Source organism: Streptomyces sp. NPDC030245, assembly GCF_055572995.1.
Map to the genome: position 1 here is coordinate 274,092 of NZ_JBVICF010000004.1, position 17,848 is coordinate 291,939.

A 17,848-nucleotide genomic window follows, 5' to 3' on the forward strand; every position below is an offset into this window, starting at 1 on the left:
GCCGTGGATTTCGGGTTCGGGCCCGAGGACGAGGAGTTCCGCGCGGAGGCGCGGGCCTGGCTCGCGGAGCACCTGACCGGTACGTTCGCCGCCGCGGTGGGGCGGGGCGGTCCCGGCAGCGAGCACGAGGGCGGGGCGGTCCGGCGGGCCTGGGAGCGGGAGTTGGGGAAGGGGGGATGGATCGGGCTGGGATGGGATTCGGGTTCAGACATCGGCTTGGGCACGGGGGCGGGTGCGGGTGCGTACGGCAATCGGACGGCCACGCTGACCCAGCAGGTCGTCTGGGCGGAGGAGTACGCGCGGGCCGGGGCGCCCGGTCGGTACGGGCACATCGGGGAGAACCTCCTCGCGCCCACCCTGCTGGCGTACGGGAACCAGGAGCAGCGCGACGAGTTCCTGCCGCCGATCGCCCGGGGCGAGGCGCTGTGGTGCCAGGGGTACAGCGAGCCCGGGGCGGGGTCCGACCTGGCGGGCGTGCGGACGCGGGCGGTGCGGGACGGGACGGGGTTCCGGGTCAGCGGGCAGAAGATCTGGACGTCGCTGGCGCGGGAGGCCGACTGGTGCTTCGTGCTGGCGCGGACGGAGGAGGGCTCCCGGGGGCACCACGGCCTGTCGTTCCTGCTGGTGCCGATGGATCAGCCGGGGCAGATCGAGGTACGGCCCATCCGGCAGCTCACCGGCACGAGCGAGTTCAACGAAGTCTTCTTCGACGGGGCACGCGCGCGTGCCGGGCATGTGGTCGGCGGCGTGGGCCATGGCTGGCGGGTCGCGATGGGGCTGCTCGGTTTCGAGCGGGGCGTGTCCACGCTCGTGCAGCAGATCGGGTTCGCGGAGGAGCTGGCGGGGGTGGTGCGGGAGGCCGTGGCGGGCGGGGGTGCGGGCGATCCCGTGGTGCGCGAGCGGATCGTGCGGCGGTGGGCCGAGTTGCGGGTGATGCGGTGGAACGCGTTGCGGACGCTGGGTGGTTCGGGCGGCCCGGGGGCGCCCAGCGTGGCCAAGCTGTTGTGGGGGCGGTGGCATCAGCGGCTCGGGGAGCTGGCGATGGAGGTGCGGGGGGTCGCGGCCGCGGCGGGGCCGCGGGACTGGTCCCCGGAGGCGCCCTACGAACTCGACTCCGCCCAGCGCCTCTTCCTCTTCAGCCGCGCCGACACCATCTACGGCGGGTCGGACGAGATCCAGCGGAACATCATCGCCGAGCGGGTGCTCGGTCTGCCGAGAGAGGCCAAGGGGCCTCGTGAGGGGCGTGCGTGATGCGGGGTGTGGTGTTCGACGGGGCGCGGGCCGAGGTCGTCGACGACTTGGAGATACGGGGCCCGGGGCCCGGGGAGGTGCTGGTCGCGGTGGCGGCGGCCGGGCTGTGCCACAGCGATCTGTCGGTGATCGACGGGACCATTCCGTTTCCGTCGCCGGTGGTGCTCGGGCATGAAGGGGCGGGGGTCGTGGAGGCGGTGGGGCCGGGGGTGGCACATGTGGTGCCCGGGGATCATGTGGCTCTCTCCACGATCGCCAACTGTGGGACCTGCGGGGAGTGTCATCGGGGGCGGCCGACGATGTGCCGGCGGGCCATCGGGATGCCGGAGCAGCCGTTCTCCCGGGGCGGGGAGCCGGTGTACCAGTTCGCGGCGAACTCCGCCTTCGCGGAACGGACCGTCGTCAAGGCGGTCCAGGCCGTGAAGATCCCGGACGATGTCCCGCTGACGTCGGCGGCGCTGATCGGGTGTGCCGTGGTGACGGGCGTGGGGGCCGCGCTCAACCGCGCCCGGGTCGGGCGGGGGGACTCGGTGGTGGTGATCGGCGCGGGCGGGATCGGGCTCAATGTGCTTCAGGGGGCGCGGATCGCGGGCGCGGGCACGGTGGTGGCGGTCGACGCGAATCCGGAGAAGGAGGGGGTGGCGCGGAGGTTCGGGGCGACGCACTTCCTGCCCTCCACGGAGGGCGTCCGGGATGTGCTGCCGGACGGGGCGGACCACGCGTTCGAGTGTGTGGGGCGGGTGGAGCTGGTGCGGGAGGCGGTGGACCTGCTGGACCGGCACGGGCAGGCGGTGCTCCTTGGGATGCCGGGGGCCACGGCTGAGGCGTCGTTCGTGGTCGCGTCGATGTTCCTGGACAAGTCGATCCTCGGCTGCCGGTACGGGAGTTCACGCCCACAGCGCGATTTCGCGCTGTACGCGGAGCTGTACCGCAGCGGCCGGCTCCTCCTGGACGAGCTGGTGACGGCGACGTATCCCCTGGAGGACTTCGCGAAGGCGGCGGCTGACGCGGGGGCGGGGAGGGTGGCGCGGGGGGTTCTGACGTTCTGACGCGGCGGGCGGGCGCGGGCTGGGGTCCGCGCCTGGTGTTCGTCTGTGGGGCGGTGCGCTGGGCGCCTGGGTGCGGGGCTGCGCCTTCTGCTCGTCTGTGGGGCGGGGCCGCGGGGGTATGTGCGTACTCGCCATCCCTGCGCCGCGCCTCAAGTCCAAAGGCGCTATTGCTGGCTCGGTGCTCCGTTCGCACATACCCCCACGTCCCCTCGGGAGCGCGTGCGCCTGCCCGGCCGGTGGGGGTCGCTGCGCCCCCTTACCCCCGCAGGACGTCGCGGGCCACACCCACCCATTCGCCCTTACTTGCGCTGGACGTCGCGGGCCACACCCACCCATTCGCCCTTACTTGCGCTGGGCGTCGCGGGGGAGGCCCGCCCACCCCGCCCCTACTCCCGCGGGACGTCGCGGGGCAAACGGGTGGGTGGGTGGGGAACATCCGCCGCGGAGCGGCGGGCTTGGGGTTTCTGGCGGTTAATGGGAGGTGGCGGAGGGGGACGGGTGGTTAGCGTCGGGGGATGGGTTATCGGGAGGTCGTCACAGGGGGCGTCGCGCGGTGGGCAGTTGTGGCGGTGGGCGCGCGGATGCCCGTGGCGGCCGCGCCCCTCGCCCTCGTGTTCCTCGTCCGGGAGCGCCCGGGCGGCTACGTCCTGGGCGCGGCGCTCGCCGCCGCGTACGTCGTGGGGGAGATCATCGGTGCTCCCCTGCTCGGCATGCGGATACGGGCCGAAAGAGCGCGTCCACAGCTGGCTGTGGGACTCGCCGTGGGGGCCCTCGCCTTCGCGGGCCTCGGCGCCCTCCCGGACGCGCACCCCGCCGTGCTCGGCGGTCTCGCCTTCCTCGCGGGCGCCGGACCCGCCGCAGCCCCGGGCGGCCTGCGCGCGCTGCTGACGGGCCTCGTGCCGGCGCGGGCCGTCGCGCAGGCGCTGGCGGTCGAGTCGATGCTGACCTTCGGGATCTGGGCGGTCGCGCCGGCCGCCGTCACCGGACTCGCGCTGGGGGTCTCCCCCGTACTGCCGTTGCTGTTGGCAGGGTTGCTGATGGCCGCGTCCGTGGCCGGGCTGTGGATGCTGCCCGCGGGGTGGGAGTCGGACGTGGACGACCGGGGCGGCGAGTCCATGGCGCGGATTCTCGTCCGGGCCTGGCCCGTCTTCGTGACGGGTGCGGCCAGCCTGTCGATGCTGGCGCTCGCGGAGCTGGTGCTGCCCGCCCTGCTGGAGCAGCGCGGGATCGCCGTCGGGTGGGCGGGACCGCTGCTCGCGGGCCTCGCGGTGGGGTCGGCCGTCGGGTCGTTCGTGTACGGGCTGCGGCGGTGGCCGGGGCGGCTGCGGACGCAGAGCATGGTGTTGATGTCCGGCCTCTGCGGATGTCTGGGGCTGGTCGCCGTGGTGCCGGGGGTCGGCTGGATGCTCGGCGTGCTCGTGGTCGCCGGGGTGTTGCAGGCCGGTGCCATGCTGACCCGGAACCTGTCGCTGCGCGAGCTGCTGCCGCCGAGCGCGCTCGCCGCGGGCTACTCGGTGATGTACGCGGCCGTGGGCGCCGGCTACGCCGCGAGCGGCTCGCTGGCCGGCGGGCTGTTGAGCGTCGTCCCGCCGTCGACGGCGATCCTGGCGGGCGTGGCGCTCGGTGTCGTACTGACCGTGGTCGGTGTGCTGGGGGAGGCGAAGCCGCTGGCGGAAGGTCGGTCAGGCGGGGGTGACGTCGCGGAAGGTGCGGCGGTAGGCGGTGGGGGTGACTCCGAGCGCGGCCTGTAGGTGCTGGCGCATCGACTGGGCCGTGCCGAAGCCCGCGTCCCGCGCCACCTGGTCGACGGAGAGCTCGGTGGATTCCAGGAGGTGGCGCGCCCGTTCCACGCGCTGCTGCGTCAGCCACTGGCCGGGGCTGATGCCGACCTCCTCACGGAACCGCCGGGTGAACGTGCGGACCGACATCGACTCCTGCTCCGCCATGTCGCGCAGTTGCAGCGGTTGGTCGAGCCGGCCGAGCGCCCACGCCCGTGCCGTCCGCGTCGTCGCCAACTGCGGTTCCGGCAGCGGCCGGTGGATGTACTGCGCCTGACCGCCGTCGCGGTGGGGCGGTACGACGGTGCGGCGGGCCACGTCGTTGGCGACGGCGGTGCCGTGGTCCCTGCGTACGACATGGAGGCAGAGGTCGATGCCCGCGGCCACGCCCGCCGACGTCAGGACGTCGCCGTCGTCGATGAACAGCACGTCCGCGTCCACCCTGACCTTGGGGAAGAGCTGCTGGAAGTGTGCGGCCGACGACCAGTGCGTGGTCGCCGGGCGGCCGTCGAGGAGGCCCGCGGCGGCGAGGATGTAGCCGCCCGTGCAGATGGAGACCAGGCGCGTGCCCGGCCTGACGTGGGCGAGGGCCGCCGACAGTTCCTCGGTGAGGCGGCCCTCCTCGTACACCGGACCCAGTTCGTACGACGCGGGGATCACCACGGTGTCCGCGGTGGCCAGCGACTCCGGGCCGTGTTCGACGAGGATCGCGAAGTCGGCGTCCGTGCGGATCGGGCCCGGCGGACGCACCGAGCACGTCACGACCTCGTACAAGTGCCGCATCTCCGGGGTGCGGGCGCCCTTGAAGATCCGCTGGGGGATGCCCAGTTCGAAGGGGATCACGCCGTCCAGGGCGAGGACGACGACCCGGTGCGCGGCGGGCTCGGGCAGAGAGGCCATGGCCCGATCCTAGCGAATGCTGTCCCTCGGGCCACTCGTTCGGGACGTACCGTTTCCCGATCCTGAATGACGTGACCCAGACAACCGAGACGCCCGCGCGCGACACCCCGCCGGGCGGCACGCCCCGGCGCCGTACCCGTCGTACTCCCCGCATCCACCGCGCGTGGTTCGTCGCCGCCGTCACCTTCGTGACGATCATCGGCGCCGCCGCGTTCCGCTCGCTGCCCGGTCTCCTCTTCGACCCGCTGAACGACGAATTCGGCTGGTCGCGCGGCACGGTCGGGCTCGCGGTCTCCCTCAACCTCGCGCTGTACGGCGTCACCGCGCCGTTCGCCGCCGCGCTCATGGACCGCTACGGCATCCGCAAGGTCGTCGCCGTCGCGCTCGTCGTGATCGCGTGCGGGTCAGGACTGACCGTGTGGATGGACTCCGCCTGGCAGCTGCTGCTCTGCTGGGGTCTGCTCGTCGGGCTCGGCTCGGGCTCGATGGCGCTCGCCTTCGCCGCCACCGTCACCAACCGGTGGTTCACCGAACGCCGCGGTCTGGTCACCGGCATCCTCACCGCCGCCTCCGCGTCCGGCCAGCTGATCTTCCTGCCGCTCCTCTCCTGGATCGTCGAGACGCACGACTGGCGGCCCGCCACCGTGACGGTCGCTCTCGCCGCCCTCGTCGTCGTCCCCTTCGTCTGGCTGCTCCTGCGGGACCACCCCGCCGACGTCGGCCTGAAGCCCTACGGCTCGCAGGAGTTCGTCGCCAAGCCCCCGCCCGTCCCCGGCGCGGCCCGCCGCGCCGTCACGGTCCTCCTCAAGGCCGCCCGCACGGGCCCCTTCTGGCTGCTCGCGGGCACCTTCGCGATCTGCGGCGCCTCGACGAACGGGCTCATCCAGACCCACTTCGTGCCCGCCGCGCACGACGAGCACATGCCCGTCACGGCTGCCGCGTCCCTGCTCGCGGTCATCGGGATCTTCGACATCATCGGGACCGTCGCGTCGGGCTGGTTCACGGACCGCTTCGACGCGCGGCGGCTGCTCGCCGTCTACTACGCGCTGCGCGGCGTCTCGCTGCTCTTCCTGCCGATCCTGCTCGCGCCGACCGTCCACCCGCCGATGATCCTCTTCATCGTCTTCTACGGCCTGGACTGGGTGGCCACCGTCCCGCCGACCCTCGCCCTCTGCCGCGAGCAGTACGGCGACGACAGCGCGATCGTCTTCGGCTGGGTCCTCGCCTCGCACCAGGTGGGCGCCGCCCTGGTCGCGTTCCTCGGGGGCGTGGCGCGGGACGCCTTCGGCTCGTACGACGTGGTCTGGTACGCCTCCGGGGCGCTGTGCGCGGCGGCGGCGCTGATGGCGCTGGTGATCCGGCGGCGTGACTCCGAGCCGACGGCTCTTGCCGTCAGCGGGTGAAGCGGCCGAACGTCCCCCGGTGGAACAGCAGCGGGTCGGCGTCGCCCTCGGCCGCGCCGAGGGCTTCGACCCGGCCCACCACGATGAGGTGGTCGCCGCCCGTGTGGACGGCCTGGATCGTGCAGTCCACCCAGGCCGGCACCCCGGCCAGACGCGGCGAGCCGGAGACCGGCGCCGCGTCGTACGCCACCCCGGCGAACTTGTCGGCGCCGCTCACCGCGAAGGCGCGGCAGAGGTCGCCCTGGTCGGCGCCGAGGATGTTGACGCAGAAGACGCCCGCGCGCGCGATGCGCGGCCACGTCGTCGACGTACGCGCCACCATGAAGGAGACGAGGGGCGGGTCCAGGGAGAGGGAGGCGAAGGACTGGCAGGCGAAGCCGGCGGGGCCGACGGGATTGGTGGGGCCGGTGGGGCCGGTGCTTCCCGTGGCGTGCCCCTCCCCGGCGTCGTGCTCCCCGGTGATGTCCTCCCCGCCGTCGTCCGTGGGCGGGGCCGTGATCACCGTGACCCCCGTCGCGAAGTTCCCGAGCACCCGCCGGAACTCGCTCCGGTCGAGCGGTGCCCGCTCGTCGTCGCCGACCGCGCGCAGCTGAGGGCGGGGTAGCGCCTCGACGGAGGCCGTCGTGGTCCGGGCCCCGACCGACCTGAGGTATCGAACAGCGGTGGCCGCCATCCCTGCGTGTCCCATCACACCGCCCATTGAAGCTGACGGGCCGTCAGATGTGAAGGGCGTGGCTGAATCCCTGCGGACCCACACGTATCTTCAGTCCCATGAAGCGGGGGAGTACGCGCCGGACCTGGGGCGATGCGAATATGCGGGCCGCCGGGGCGGCGTGCGCGGCGCAGCTGCCGGTGGCCGGAGCGGTGGCATTCGTCCTGTCGCTCGACGACGACACGTACGGCGCGGCGGGCGGGCCCGCCATCGGTCTGGCCTGCGTCCTGCTCTTCGCGCCCCTGCTCCTGCCGCTCCTCGGCCTGCTGCACTCGGCCGTGCTCACGCTCCCGGCCTGCTGGCTCGGGCGCCGGGCCGCCGCCCGGTGGGGACGCGGACGGGAGTGGGCCTGGTCGCTCGCCGGTCTGCTGCCGATCGGCGCCGCGTGGGCGGCGCTCTTCGCCGCGCTGGGCGCCCCCTTCCTCCGGCCCGCGCTGTGGATCGCGGCGAGCGGAGTGCTGCCCGCGCTGAACGTCGCGTACTGCCGACGGCGCGAGGAGCGCCTCGGCAGGCCCCTGCGCAAGGTCTGGATCCTCTCCGGAACCGCCTCGCTCGGCGTGTGCACCGCGATCATCGGCGCGGCCGCCCTGGCCACGGCGGCCGGACTCCTCAAGGAGTACGAGCCGCCGCGCCCGACCGTCGCCCAACTGGCAGGTGTCTGGCGGGGCGAGGGAGGCGACCCCGGCCTGCGGCTGTACGAGAGCGGCCGTGCGGAGCTGCGCGGCTGTGACTCCGACGCCTTCTGGACGGTGGGCGTCGACTCCGACCTGGACCGGCCCGCGGTCCTTCTCGAAGGGCGCGACGGGAAGTGCGAGGTGAGCCCTACCTGGGTCATCGGGGGCACGGAGGACGACCTCGAACTCTTCGTGTCCTCGGGGGACCCGGACTCTCCGGATGTCGAGATCTTGCGGAGGGAGTAGGAGCGGGGTCCTGTGTGGGCTGGGGGGCGTGTCAGCGGCCCCGGTACGACGGGGTGCGGCGGTCGACGAAGCCGGCCACGCCCTCGTTGGCGTCCGCCGTGGTCATGTTGATCTCCTGGGCAGCCGCCTCCGCCGCGAAGGCCGTCGCGCGGTCGGAGTCCAGTGAGGCGTTGATGAGTTGCTTGGTCAGGGCGAGGGCGCGGGTGGGTCCGGCCGCGAGCCGTTCCGCCCACTCCCGTGCCGTCTTCTCCAGCTCCTCGGCCGGTACGACGCGGTTGACGAGGCCCAGCCGCTCGGCGTCGGCGGCGGACACGGAGTCCCCGAAGAACATCAGCTCCTTCGCCCGCTGCGGCCCGACGAGGCGGGGCAGCAGATAGGCGCCGCCGCCGTCCGGCACGAGGCCGCGGCGCACGAACACCTCGATGAAGCGTGCCGGTTCGGCGGCGATGACCAGGTCGCAGGCGAGCGCCAGATGGGCGCCGATGCCGGCCGCGGTGCCGTTCACCGCGGCGATCACCGGCTTCTCGCAGTCGAGGACCGCCGCGACGAGCCGCTGCGCGCCCTGCCGGATGGTGCGGGCGACGTCACCGGCCACGCGCTCGGCCGACCCCGACCCCGACCCCGATGCCGGTGCCCCGCGGAGGTCGGCACCCGCGCAGAAACCCTTGCCGGTCGCGGTGATCACGACGGCCCGTACGGCGGGGTCGCCGGAGGCCGCGCCGAGCAGGTTGATGACGCGTTCGCGCTGGTCCGGGGTGAGGGCGTTCAGGGCTTCCGGCCGGTTCAGCGTGATCCACGAGACGGCGTTGTCAGTGGTGTGCCGTATCAATGAGTCGAGGGGTTCGACGGGTCGGGTCCGTGGTTCGGGGGAGGCTGTCATGGGGGAGTGGCTCCGTTGTGTACGGGGGCGGGTGCGGGCGTCGGTCCGGGCGGGGGCACGGGTGTGTGCGTTGGCGCGGACGGTGTGCGGGCGGCTCCGGGCGCGAAGTGCGAGTGAGCTGCCGGGGGCTCTAGCGGCAGACGGCGAGCGCGTCGAGGGCGACGGCTCCCTGCCCGCGCGGCAGCACCATCAGGGGGTTGATGTCCAGCTCCGCGAGGTCGTCACCGAGTTCGAGCGCCATGCGCTGCACCCGCAGCACGACTTCCACGAGCGCGTCGACGTCGGCGGGAGCCGCCCCCCTCACCCCGTCGAGGAGCGCGCGCCCGCGCAGCTCGGACAGCATCGCCTTCGCCTGGTCCTCCCCGAAGGGCGGCACCCGCACGGCCGCGTCCCGCAGCACCTCGACGAGTACGCCGCCGAGCCCGACCGTCACGGTCGGCCCGAAGAGAGCGTCGTGCGTGACGCCGACGACCATCTCGACGCCCGGCTCGACCATCTGGCAGACGAGGATGCCGTCCAGCGGGACGTCCTCGTAGCGCGCGATGTCCGTGAGCTCCCGGTAGGCGTCCCGCACCTGGCTTGCCGAGGTGAGTCCGATCTTCACCAGACCCAGCTCGGTCTTGTGCGCGAGCTGCGGCCCCGACGCCTTCATGACGACCGGGTAGCCGACGAGCCCGGCCGCCCGGACGGCCGCCGCCGCGCTGGTCACCAGCTGCTCCCGCGGCACCCTGATGCCGTACGCGCGCAGCAGCTGCTTCGCCGCGTGCTCGCTGAGCTGCTGGCCGGGCCGCATCAGGGCCTGTGCCTTGCGGAAGGAGGGGGACGGCGTGCGCGGCGCCTCGTCGAAGGGGGAGCGGTAGCCGGTCGTGAAGCGGTGGTGGTCCAGATGCGCGCGCACCGCCGTGATGCAGTTGGCGAAGGTGCGGAAGGTGGCGACGCGCGACGAGCCGAGGAGCGTCCTGCGGTAGGCGTCCTCGGTGCCCACGGGCGAGCCCCACACCACGCACACCAGTTTGTCCGTCTGCTCCGCCGCGTCCACCAGGTCCTGCGCGAGTTTGTCGCTCATCGGCGGGAAGGGCCCGGTGATCGGGCAGATCAGCACCCCCACCTCCGGGTCGTCCAGGATCGCGTCGATGATCTTCCGGCCGCGCCAGTCGCCGACGGGGTGCCCGCCGTTGTCGACGGGGTTGGCGACGTTCAGGTAGTCGGGTATCCACTGGTGCAGCTCCGCCTGCTTGGCGGCGGAGAGGGTGGGCAGGCGGAGCCCGGCCTCCGTCGCCAGGTCCGAGAAGTGCGCGCCCGTGCCGCCCGAGATCGAATAGACGACGACGCCGTCCGCCTTCGGCTCGCGGGCCCGCGCCAGCAGGGTGGCGGTGTCCTGGAGTTCGTCGAGCCCGTCGACGCGGATCACGCCGAACTGCCGCATCGCCGCGTCCACCACCGCGTCGGCGCCGGTCAGTTTGCCGGTGTGTGAGGCGGCCGTGCGGGCGCCGGTCTCGGTGCGGCCGACCTTCACGGCGACGACGGGCACGCCGCGCCGGGCCGCCCGGTCGGCGGCGAGCAGGAAGGCGCGGCCGTCCTTGAGCCCCTCGACGTAACAGGCGATGGCGCCGACCTCGGGCCGTTCGGCGAAGTAGGAGATGAAGTCGGAGGTCTCCAGGTCGGCCTCGTTGCCGGTGGGCGCCCAGTGGGAGAGGCGGACGCCGAGCTCTTGCAGGGCGAAGACGGGGCGGCCCTGGTGGCCGGACTGGGTGATCAGGGCGATGGCGGGTCCTTCGAGATCGTCACGGAAGTGCTCGAAGGCGTTGAGGTTGGTGTTGGGGCCGAGCAGCCTGAGGCCCGAGCGCTGGACGGCGGCGGCGAGGCGGGCCTGGGCGGCGGCGCCCTCCTCCCCGGTCTCGGCGAACCCGGAGGCGAAGGCGACGGCGAAGCGCACCTTCTCCTCGGCGAGTTGCTCGATGACGGGCAGCGGGTCGCCGACCAGGAGTACGGCGAGGTCGACCTGTTCCGGCAGGTCCGTGACGGAAGGGAAGCAGGGGATGCCGAAGACCGACTGACGTGTGGGGTGCACGGGGTGCAGGCGCGCGCCGACCCGCTCGGCCCAGGCGATGAGCTGGCGGGTGATGCCGGTGTTGGGCCGTCCCTCGGCGTCCGAGGCGCCGATGACGGCGACGGAGTTCGGGCGGAAGAAGCGGTCCAGGTCGGGTACGCCGGCGTACAGCGGGCGTCCGCTGACGTCCAGGTCGTCCGCGGTGACGGCCCGGCCGTGGACCGCGCCGGGAGGGAGTTCGCCGCAGGCCACGACATGCGCGCGGCGGGGGTCGGTGGTGAAGGTGCCGTGAGTCGATCCAAGCATCGGTCCGCCCGCTCCTGTGTGACAGCACATACCTGACGCCTAACCTGACGCTTAGTCAGGTTACTGAACTGACGCTCCGTCAGGAACGGGGCTGCACGTAAAGGCTGGGCGGGACGGGGTTCCCCGTCCACGGAAGCGCATATTCCTGACGGTGCCAAGGTCGTGATTTGGCCTCGGGTTGTTCGTGGCTGGTCGCGCAGTTCCCCGCCCCCCTGAAGGCGCCCTTCGGGCGGCCTTACGGGCTAGCGGGATATCGCCTTGGCGATTCTCTGCGCGTCTCGGGAGAGTTCGCGGAGCATGCCGCTGATGGGGTTGGTGAAGCCGGTGAAGTAGAGGTCGGGGGCTTGAGGTGAGGGGCGGGGGCCGTGGGTCGTGGGGCGGCCCCGCGCGTCGAGGATGCCGAGGTGGGCCACCAGGTCTTCGAGGGCGCGGCGGTAGCCGGTCGCCGCGATGACGACGTCGGGGCCGATCCTCGTGCCGTCTTCGAGGACGACCTTGTCGTCCTCGAAGGAGTGCAGGGCGGCGACCGGCTCCACCCGGCCCTTGCGTACCGCGTCGATCAGGCCGACGTCCTGCACCGGGATCGCGCCCTGCTTCACCCGCGAGTACAGGCCCGTGTCGGGGCGCGGCAGCCCGTGCGCGGTGAGGTCGGGGACGCCGAGCCGGGTGATCGGGCGCGCGAGCCGGTCGACGAGGGCGACGGGGAGCCTGCGGCAGAGAATGGCGGAGCGCTGGGCGGGCCAGCCGGCCGTGGAGCGGCGCACGATGTGCGGGGCGGTGCGCACGGCGAGGCGGACCCGGGCGGCGCCGCCCGCCGCGAGGTCGACGGCGATCTCGGCGCCGGTGTTGCCGACGCCGACGACGAGGACGTCCTTGCCGGCGTAGGGGAGGGGGTTGCGGTAGTCGGCGGCGTGCAGGAGTTCGCCGGTGTAGGTGGCGTGGCCGGGCCAGTCCGGGAGGTGAGGGGTGTGGTTGTAGCCGGTGGCGACGACGACCGCGCTGCCGGTGAGTTCACGTCCGCCGGTGGCGTGCAGCAGCCAGCCGGTGCCGTCGGCGGTGCGCTCCAGGCGGGTCACCTCGACCCCGGTGACGATGTCGAGCCGGTGGTGTTCGGCGTACTTCTCCAGGTAGCGGATGACGTCGTCGCGCGCGACCCAGCGGCCGAACGAACGGGGGATGGGCAGTCCGGGCAGGGCGGAGAGGCGGCGGGTCGTGTGCAGGCGGAGCCGGTCGTAGTGGCCGCGCCAGGAGGCACCGACGTGGTCGGACTTCTCCAGGACGACCGCGCGGACGCCGCGTGCGCGCAGGGCTGCCGCGGCGGCGAGCCCGCCGGGTCCGGCGCCGATGACGTACACGGGACGATCCTGCGTGAGCGTAAGCGGAGGGATCGAGTCGGCCATGACTGGAGAGTAACCGCGTGATTACTTGATGGGTGACGGTCAAGTCCGAAACCGGTTGCGAATCGATCACGGGCGATCCGGCAGGGGCATCCCTTGCGTACGCAGTGCCGGGTGCGGTGAACTGACGTACCGTCAGATGGCTATCCCTTTCGTGATCGGACTCCCTGATGAGCGCGGAACAGCGTGTCGAGGCCCGTTTCGATCTTCCCGAGGTCGACGCCTTCACCCGGCCCTACTGGGACGCGGCCGCCGAGGGGCGGTTGCTGATACGCCGCTGCGGGGCGTGCGGCGCGGCGCATCACTATCCGCGTGAGTTCTGCCCGCGCTGCTGGAGCGAGGACGTCTCCTGGGAGCGGGCGAGCGGGCGGGCCACGCTCTACACGTGGTCGGTCGTGCACCGGAACGACCTGCCGCCTTTCGGCGGGCGGGTTCCGTATGTCGCGGCGGTCGTCGAGCTCTACGAGGGGCCCCGGATGATGACGGAGGTCGTGGAGTGCGAGGGGGAGGGGGAGAAGGAGGGGGCGTTGCGGGTTGGGATGGCGGTTGAGGTGACGTTCCGGGAGGTGAAGGAGGGCCTGGTGGTTCCTGTGTTTCGGCCGTGCCGGGCTTAATTCGGAGGCGCGTGCGAAGGGCGCGGGGGAGCATGGGTCATGCCTTCAGAGACTTCTTCGGCCGCCGCGTCTGCCGCGCAGGTATCTGTGCCCTCGACGCCCTCGACGCCCTCGACGCCCTCGACGCCCTCGACGCCCTCGACGCCTCCGGACCCGTCGCCGCCCGGCGTCTGGCGGTTGACCAGTGACCTCGATGAATTCCTCGACCGGGGTGGAGCATTCCTGCGTGCCGAGCCCGCCCTGCACACGGTGCTGCTCAGTGTGACCGAAACTCTGCGGGTGCGGGGGCTTCAGGCGTACGGGGAGGGGGCGCCCCTCTTCGGTACGTACGCCGATGCCGACGGCACCGTCCGTGGGGCCTTCCTGCGGACCCCTCCGCACCGCGTCTCCGTCAGCCCCGTCGGCCCCGAGGCCGCCGACTCGCTCGCCCGGCTCCTCGCCGACGTCAGCCCGGACCTGCCCGGTATCGCGGCCGAGGGCGTCACCGCGGAGACGTTCTCCCGGGCCTGGGGGAAGCACACCGGAGCCGCCGCCGCCCTCACCAGGCGCCAGCGCCTGTACCGGCTCGGCGACCTGACCCCGCCCGAACCCGCACCGCCGGGCCGGGCCCGCGTCGCCACCGCGGCGGACCGGGACCTGCTCGCCCGCTGGCACGACGAGTTCGGCGAGGCCATGGGCGAACGTGCCGGGACGGAGGCCGGGGAGTGGGCCGACTCCCGTATCGCCTACGGCGGCGTCACCCTCTGGGAAACCCCCGACGGCACCCCCGTCGCCATGGCCGGCGTCACCCGGCGAGTGGCGGGGCAGGTCCGCGTCGCCCCCGTCTACACCCCGGCCGAACTGCGCGGCCGCGGTTACGCGGGCGCCGCCACCGTCGCGGTCACCCGCGCCGCCCTCGACGCGGGCGCGGCCGAGGTGCTGCTCTTCACGGACCTCGCCAACCCCACCAGCAACGGCCTCTACCAGCGCATCGGATACCGGCCCGCCGGGGACTTCGCCCAGTGGGACTTCACGGCCACAACAGCTCCCTGACCCACGCCGGGCCGCCGTCCTCCTTCCGGTACCGCAGCCGCAGGTGGCGGCGGCGCGCGTCGCCCTGGAAGAACTCCGCCTCCACGGGGTCCAGGACGTACAGCGTCCACGTCGGTGAGTCCGCGTCCGGCTCCGCCTGCGCCCGCTCCCACGCGGCGGCGGACGACCGCTCCAACTCCTCGTACGAGGGAAGGATCTCGCTCTGCCGGCCCACCAGCGCCGCCGCGAGCGCGCCGGTCGACCGGGCGTGCAGGTCGGCGAGGCTCTCGGCGTGCGGGGCCGTCGTGACGCGGCCCCTGATCCGGATCTGCCGGCCCTGCGCCGCCCAGTAGAAGTGCAGGGCGGCCTCCGGGCGGGCCGCGAGCTGGCGGCCCTTCGCGCTGCTCGCGTGCGTGGCGAAGTGCCAGCCGCGCTCGTCGGCGTCGTGCAGCATCACGGTCCGTACGTCAGGACCGCCGTCCTCCGCGACCGTCGCCAGCTGCATGGTGTGCGGCTCGGACTGCCCGGCGTCCACCGCCTCCGCGAACCACCCGTGGAAGAGGGGCAGCGGCTCGGCCGGGGCGAGTGACGGGTCGTGTGCCGCGTCGAAGGCGGGGAGCTCGGTGTCCCAGACCTTCTGCGAGCGGAGCAGCGTACGGAAGGTCTCCTGCTGTGGCGCGGGTGAAGTCATGGGTCGATTGTGGCGCGGACCGTCCCGCCTCTTCTCGCTCCGGTCACTCCGGTTCACCGACCAGCTGTGCCATCAGTACGCCGTGCAGCAGCTCGCCGTCCACGAACACGCCCAGCCGTGGCGGTCCGCACCGCCAGCTCAAGGGGTACGTGTTGCCGTACGGCGCCGGGACACCGACGTACTGGTCCCGTGCGGCGGGCCCGAGACATGTGGCCCCTGGTGGCCAGTCGAAGTCCTTGCTCGTCCCCGGCGCGAGCAGGAAGTAGTTCCAGCGGCCCCCGGCCACCTCGCGGATCACGGGCCCGGGGTCGCCCTCCGTGAGCGTGGCGAGGTGGTGCAGGACGGCCTCCCCGCGTACGCCTCTGACCCGGATGGCTTCGAAGTGCACGCCCGTGAGTCGAAGTTGGTGGCCGGAGGCAGGTACCCAATCAGGGGTGAGTTCGCTCGTCATGACTACGAGGTTCGGGGTGACTGCGTAGCGTGACCAGAGGCGCAGGGGACACATCGGCAAGGCGTGGAGAGGGCGGTGGCGTTGTGGTGATGAGTGAGAAGACGACGACCGAGCGGGCGGACGCGGCTGTCCCCTCCCCGGCGCGGAGGCTGGTGGGCGGCCTGCTCCGGAACTTCCGCGAGCGGTCCGGGCTGTCCAGGAAGGACGTCGCCGGGCGGCTCTTGGTCTCGGAGTCCCTGGCGGGTGCGTATGAGCGGGCGGAGCGCATCCCGACGTCCACCTACTTGGACGACGCGGACTCGGTGCTGGATGCGCGGGGCGCGCTGAAGTCGTGCATTCCGCTGATGGAGGAGGAGAAGTACCCGCCCACTTATGTGGGGTGGGTACGGCTTCAGAAGTCGGCGGCCAGTTTCAGTGGATACGAAATCATGGTCTTCCCGGGACTGTTGCAGACCGAGGACTACATCCGGGCCCTGTACGAGGAGCGCGTGCCGCAGCTGACCGAGGGCGAGATCGGGAAGAACGTGGTGGCGCGGCTGGAGCGACAAGCGGTGCTGACCCGTACCCCGCCGCCCATGATCGGATACGTCATCGAAGAATCCGTACTCAGGCGCCCTATCGGTGGCCGGGAGGTTCTGCGGAAACAGTTGCTGCATGTGCTGGAGTGCGTGCGCACCCTGCATCACCTGAAGGTGCAAGTGATGCCGACGGAAACCCGGGAGCATGCGGGAGTCCACGGGGCGATCCAACTGCTGAGCACGCCCGAAGGCCGTAACTTCTCCTACGACGAAGGGCAGATCGCCGGTAGGTTGATCTCAAAGCCACAAGAGGTCAATCAACTCATCGACCGCTTCGGCGCCTTGCGGGCGCAGGCACTTACGCCACGGGCATCTGCGGAACTGATCGAGAGAATGGCGGGACAGCTATGAACGCCGAGCTGGCGTGGTTCAAGAGCAGCTACAGCAGCAATGAGGGCGGCACGTGCATCGAAGTCGCCTACACCTGGCGCAAGTCGAGCTACAGCAGCAACGAGGGCGGCGAGTGCGTCGAGGTAGCCACCTGCCCCCACGCCATCCACATCCGCGACTCCAAGACCGCCCACGAGGGCGGGCCCACCTTCACGGTCACGCCCACCGCATGGGAGACGTTCCTGCGGTCAGCGCCCGAGTACGACCGTCCCTGACGAGCAGAACCACCCGCCCGTCCCTGACGCCACTGCCAGTTCGGGCAGGGTGCCGTCAGGGCGGCGGACCTGGCCGTCGCCCGCCTGCCCCCTGAGCTGACGTACCGCCTCGACCAGCAGGAAAAGGCCACGCATGCCCGGGTGTTGGGCGGAGAGGCCGCCACCGTCCGTGTTCGTGGGCAGGCCACCGTCCCGGAGCAGGCGGCCCTTCTCCACGAAGGGACCGCCCTCGCCCTTCTCGCAGAAGCCGAGGTCTTCCAGGGTCACGAGGGTCATGTACGTGAAGGCGTCATAGATCTCGGCCACGTCGATCTCGCCCGGCGTGACCCCCGCCCGCTCGAAGGCGAGACGGCCGCTGACCGCCGCCGGGGAGACCGTGAAGTCGTCCCACTCGGACATCGTCGTGTGCGAGACGTGCTCGCCGGCGCCGAGCACCCACACGGGCTCGGACGCGCAGTCCGCCACGTACTCCTCGGCCACGAGCAGCACGGCCGCGCCGCCGTCGGACCGAATGCAGCAGTGCAGCTTCGTGAAGGGGTCGGCGATCATCGGGCCGTCCAAGACCTCGTCGACCGTGATCGGGGTGCGGAACATCGCGTCGGGGTTGGTGGCCGCGTTCGCCCGCGCCTGGACGGCGACGGAGGCGAGCTGTTCCGGTGTCGTGCCGTACTCGTGCATGTGGCGGCGCGCGGCCATGGCGTACTTGGCGATCAGGGAGTGCCCGTATGGGACTTCGAACTGGAGGGGGCCGCGCGCGCCGAAGGAGAGGTTCGACGTACGGCGGCGTGCCTTGATGTCGGCGCGGGCCGTGGAGCCGTAGACGAGGAGGACGGCGTTGGCGTGGCCCGCCGCTATCGCATCCGTCGCGTGCGCGGCCATGACTTCCCAGGTGGCGCCGCCGACCGACGTCGAGTCCACCCAGCGGGGGCGGAGCCCCAGGTACTCGGCGACCTCGACCGGTGCCAGTGTGCCCAGGCCCGCCGACGCGATGCCGTCGATGACGTCGCGGGCGAGGCCGGAGTCGGCGAGGGCGCGGCGGGCCGCCTGGGCGTGCAGGGCGTAGGGCGTCGCCTCGTCGACCCGGCCGCAGTCCGAGAGCGCGACACCGACGACGGCGACCTTGCGGGCGGAGCCGGAACGGGGGGAAGGAGACATGGGAACTGACGGTACATCAGATCCACCCTCAGCAAGGAGAATCCGATCGCAGTCCACACTCTGTGCATATCGGCGCCACCGCCCTAACATGACGCCC

Annotated in this window: 18 protein-coding genes; 10 read left to right on the top strand and 8 right to left on the bottom strand. The window is 72.4% G+C overall.

The genetic code is table 11. The features are described 5' to 3' along the window. The first annotated feature begins 3 nt into the window (after nt 1-3). The 3 genes from ACZ4Z4_RS13275 (at nt 4) to ACZ4Z4_RS13285 (ending at nt 4,051) form a co-directional block, all read left to right on the top strand. Nucleotides 4-1,251, top strand: a complete 1,248-nt coding sequence (locus ACZ4Z4_RS13275; RefSeq protein ID WP_468326398.1) for an acyl-CoA dehydrogenase family protein — start codon at nt 4-6, stop codon at nt 1,249-1,251. After that, nucleotides 1,251-2,300, top strand: coding sequence for a Zn-dependent alcohol dehydrogenase (locus ACZ4Z4_RS13280; protein WP_468326400.1), 1,050 nt, complete (start codon nt 1,251-1,253; stop codon nt 2,298-2,300). Before ACZ4Z4_RS13275 ends, ACZ4Z4_RS13280 begins: the two co-directional genes overlap by 1 nt. Before the next feature lie 515 nt (nt 2,301-2,815). Beyond that, complete coding sequence (locus ACZ4Z4_RS13285) at nt 2,816-4,051, top strand: MFS transporter (RefSeq protein ID WP_468326401.1); 1,236 nt, start codon at nt 2,816-2,818, stop codon at nt 4,049-4,051. On the opposite strand, the gene ACZ4Z4_RS13290 is transcribed toward ACZ4Z4_RS13285, so the two are convergent. Continuing rightward, entirely contained in the window at nt 3,983-4,978 is a 996-nt protein-coding gene (locus ACZ4Z4_RS13290; protein ID WP_468326403.1) for a GlxA family transcriptional regulator, read from the bottom strand. The two genes, ACZ4Z4_RS13285 and ACZ4Z4_RS13290, sit on opposite strands and share 69 nt — an antisense overlap. 71 nt (nt 4,979-5,049) lie before the next feature. Here ACZ4Z4_RS13290 and ACZ4Z4_RS13295 point away from each other — a divergent pair, with 71 nt between their 5' ends. After that, nucleotides 5,050-6,381, top strand: a complete 1,332-nt coding sequence (locus ACZ4Z4_RS13295) for an MFS transporter (protein WP_468326405.1) — start codon at nt 5,050-5,052, stop codon at nt 6,379-6,381. Here ACZ4Z4_RS13295 and ACZ4Z4_RS13300 read toward each other — a convergent pair. Next, the gene (locus tag ACZ4Z4_RS13300; RefSeq protein WP_468326407.1) at nt 6,371-7,081 is read right to left on the bottom strand and encodes a flavin reductase family protein; all 711 of its coding nucleotides are present in this window, start codon (nt 7,079-7,081) and stop codon (nt 6,371-6,373) included. The two genes, ACZ4Z4_RS13295 and ACZ4Z4_RS13300, sit on opposite strands and share 11 nt — an antisense overlap. A 71-nt stretch (nt 7,082-7,152) precedes the next feature. Here ACZ4Z4_RS13300 and ACZ4Z4_RS13305 point away from each other — a divergent pair, with 71 nt between their 5' ends. Beyond that, nucleotides 7,153-8,013, top strand: coding sequence for a hypothetical protein (locus tag ACZ4Z4_RS13305; RefSeq protein ID WP_468326409.1), 861 nt, complete (start codon nt 7,153-7,155; stop codon nt 8,011-8,013). Between the two features lie 31 nt (nt 8,014-8,044). Here the strand turns inward: ACZ4Z4_RS13305 and ACZ4Z4_RS13310 are convergent, their stop codons facing one another. From ACZ4Z4_RS13310 to ACZ4Z4_RS13320, 3 genes are all read right to left on the bottom strand, one after another. Next, nucleotides 8,045-8,893, bottom strand: coding sequence for an enoyl-CoA hydratase/isomerase family protein (locus tag ACZ4Z4_RS13310; RefSeq protein WP_468326411.1), 849 nt, complete (start codon nt 8,891-8,893; stop codon nt 8,045-8,047). A gap of 130 nt (nt 8,894-9,023) precedes the next feature. Continuing rightward, nucleotides 9,024-11,249, bottom strand: a complete 2,226-nt coding sequence (locus tag ACZ4Z4_RS13315; protein WP_468326413.1) for an acetate--CoA ligase family protein — start codon at nt 11,247-11,249, stop codon at nt 9,024-9,026. 242 nt (nt 11,250-11,491) lie between these two features. Beyond that, nucleotides 11,492-12,649, bottom strand: a complete 1,158-nt coding sequence (locus ACZ4Z4_RS13320) for a flavin-containing monooxygenase (RefSeq protein WP_468326415.1) — start codon at nt 12,647-12,649, stop codon at nt 11,492-11,494. A gap of 167 nt (nt 12,650-12,816) precedes the next feature. On the opposite strand from ACZ4Z4_RS13320, the gene ACZ4Z4_RS13325 reads away from it, so the two are divergent. Genes ACZ4Z4_RS13325 through ACZ4Z4_RS13335 form a run of 3 tightly spaced genes read left to right on the top strand, consistent with a single transcriptional unit; the run spans nt 12,817 to nt 14,292 of the window. After that, nucleotides 12,817-13,260, top strand: a complete 444-nt coding sequence (locus ACZ4Z4_RS13325) for a Zn-ribbon domain-containing OB-fold protein (RefSeq protein ID WP_468326416.1) — start codon at nt 12,817-12,819, stop codon at nt 13,258-13,260. Nucleotides 13,261-13,292: 32 nt separating this feature from the next. Then, nucleotides 13,293-13,448, top strand: a complete 156-nt coding sequence (locus ACZ4Z4_RS13330) for a hypothetical protein (protein WP_468326418.1) — start codon at nt 13,293-13,295, stop codon at nt 13,446-13,448. Continuing rightward, on the top strand, nt 13,438-14,292 hold the full coding sequence (locus ACZ4Z4_RS13335) for a GNAT family N-acetyltransferase (protein WP_468326420.1): 855 nt from the start codon (nt 13,438-13,440) through the stop codon (nt 14,290-14,292). Before ACZ4Z4_RS13330 ends, ACZ4Z4_RS13335 begins: the two co-directional genes overlap by 11 nt. Here the strand turns inward: ACZ4Z4_RS13335 and ACZ4Z4_RS13340 are convergent. Both ACZ4Z4_RS13340 and ACZ4Z4_RS13345 read right to left on the bottom strand, forming a co-directional pair. Next, the gene (locus ACZ4Z4_RS13340; protein WP_468326422.1) at nt 14,270-14,962 is read right to left on the bottom strand and encodes a pyridoxine/pyridoxamine 5'-phosphate oxidase; all 693 of its coding nucleotides are present in this window, start codon (nt 14,960-14,962) and stop codon (nt 14,270-14,272) included. The two genes, ACZ4Z4_RS13335 and ACZ4Z4_RS13340, sit on opposite strands and share 23 nt — an antisense overlap. 43 nt (nt 14,963-15,005) lie before the next feature. Continuing rightward, on the bottom strand, nt 15,006-15,350 hold the full coding sequence (locus tag ACZ4Z4_RS13345) for a hypothetical protein (RefSeq protein ID WP_468326424.1): 345 nt from the start codon (nt 15,348-15,350) through the stop codon (nt 15,006-15,008). A gap of 152 nt (nt 15,351-15,502) precedes the next feature. Between ACZ4Z4_RS13345 and ACZ4Z4_RS13350 the strand changes: the two genes are divergently transcribed. Both ACZ4Z4_RS13350 and ACZ4Z4_RS13355 read left to right on the top strand, forming a co-directional pair. Beyond that, nucleotides 15,503-16,342, top strand: coding sequence for a helix-turn-helix domain-containing protein (locus ACZ4Z4_RS13350; RefSeq protein ID WP_468326425.1), 840 nt, complete (start codon nt 15,503-15,505; stop codon nt 16,340-16,342). Next, a complete protein-coding gene (locus ACZ4Z4_RS13355; protein WP_468326427.1) occupies nt 16,339-16,596 on the top strand; it encodes a DUF397 domain-containing protein in 258 nt (85 codons plus the stop codon). Before ACZ4Z4_RS13350 ends, ACZ4Z4_RS13355 begins: the two co-directional genes overlap by 4 nt. On the opposite strand, the gene ACZ4Z4_RS13360 is transcribed toward ACZ4Z4_RS13355, so the two are convergent. After that, a complete protein-coding gene (locus ACZ4Z4_RS13360; RefSeq protein ID WP_468326428.1) occupies nt 16,570-17,751 on the bottom strand; it encodes a thiolase C-terminal domain-containing protein in 1,182 nt (393 codons plus the stop codon). The genes ACZ4Z4_RS13355 and ACZ4Z4_RS13360 overlap by 27 nt on opposite strands. Nucleotides 17,752-17,848: the final 97 nt, after the last annotated feature.

Bases quoted from the DNA above. Each gene is read 5' to 3' on its own strand.
- ACZ4Z4_RS13355 (WP_468326427.1), top strand. From the start codon at position 16,339: ATGAACGCCGAGCTGGCGTGGTTCAAGAGCAGCTACAGCAGCAATGAG.
- ACZ4Z4_RS13310 (WP_468326411.1), bottom strand. From the start codon at position 8,893: ATGACAGCCTCCCCCGAACCACGGACCCGACCCGTCGAACCCCTCGAC.
- ACZ4Z4_RS13360 (WP_468326428.1), bottom strand. From the start codon at position 17,751: ATGTCTCCTTCCCCCCGTTCCGGCTCCGCCCGCAAGGTCGCCGTCGTC.
- ACZ4Z4_RS13330 (WP_468326418.1), top strand. From the start codon at position 13,293: ATGGGTCATGCCTTCAGAGACTTCTTCGGCCGCCGCGTCTGCCGCGCA.
- ACZ4Z4_RS13305 (WP_468326409.1), top strand. From the start codon at position 7,153: ATGAAGCGGGGGAGTACGCGCCGGACCTGGGGCGATGCGAATATGCGG.
- ACZ4Z4_RS13300 (WP_468326407.1), bottom strand. From the start codon at position 7,081: ATGGGCGGTGTGATGGGACACGCAGGGATGGCGGCCACCGCTGTTCGA.
- ACZ4Z4_RS13350 (WP_468326425.1), top strand. From the start codon at position 15,503: ATGAGTGAGAAGACGACGACCGAGCGGGCGGACGCGGCTGTCCCCTCC.
- ACZ4Z4_RS13315 (WP_468326413.1), bottom strand. From the start codon at position 11,249: ATGCTTGGATCGACTCACGGCACCTTCACCACCGACCCCCGCCGCGCG.
- ACZ4Z4_RS13290 (WP_468326403.1), bottom strand. From the start codon at position 4,978: ATGGCCTCTCTGCCCGAGCCCGCCGCGCACCGGGTCGTCGTCCTCGCC.
- ACZ4Z4_RS13325 (WP_468326416.1), top strand. From the start codon at position 12,817: ATGAGCGCGGAACAGCGTGTCGAGGCCCGTTTCGATCTTCCCGAGGTC.
- ACZ4Z4_RS13285 (WP_468326401.1), top strand. From the start codon at position 2,816: ATGGGTTATCGGGAGGTCGTCACAGGGGGCGTCGCGCGGTGGGCAGTT.
- ACZ4Z4_RS13320 (WP_468326415.1), bottom strand. From the start codon at position 12,649: ATGGCCGACTCGATCCCTCCGCTTACGCTCACGCAGGATCGTCCCGTG.
- ACZ4Z4_RS13280 (WP_468326400.1), top strand. From the start codon at position 1,251: ATGCGGGGTGTGGTGTTCGACGGGGCGCGGGCCGAGGTCGTCGACGAC.
- ACZ4Z4_RS13340 (WP_468326422.1), bottom strand. From the start codon at position 14,962: ATGACTTCACCCGCGCCACAGCAGGAGACCTTCCGTACGCTGCTCCGC.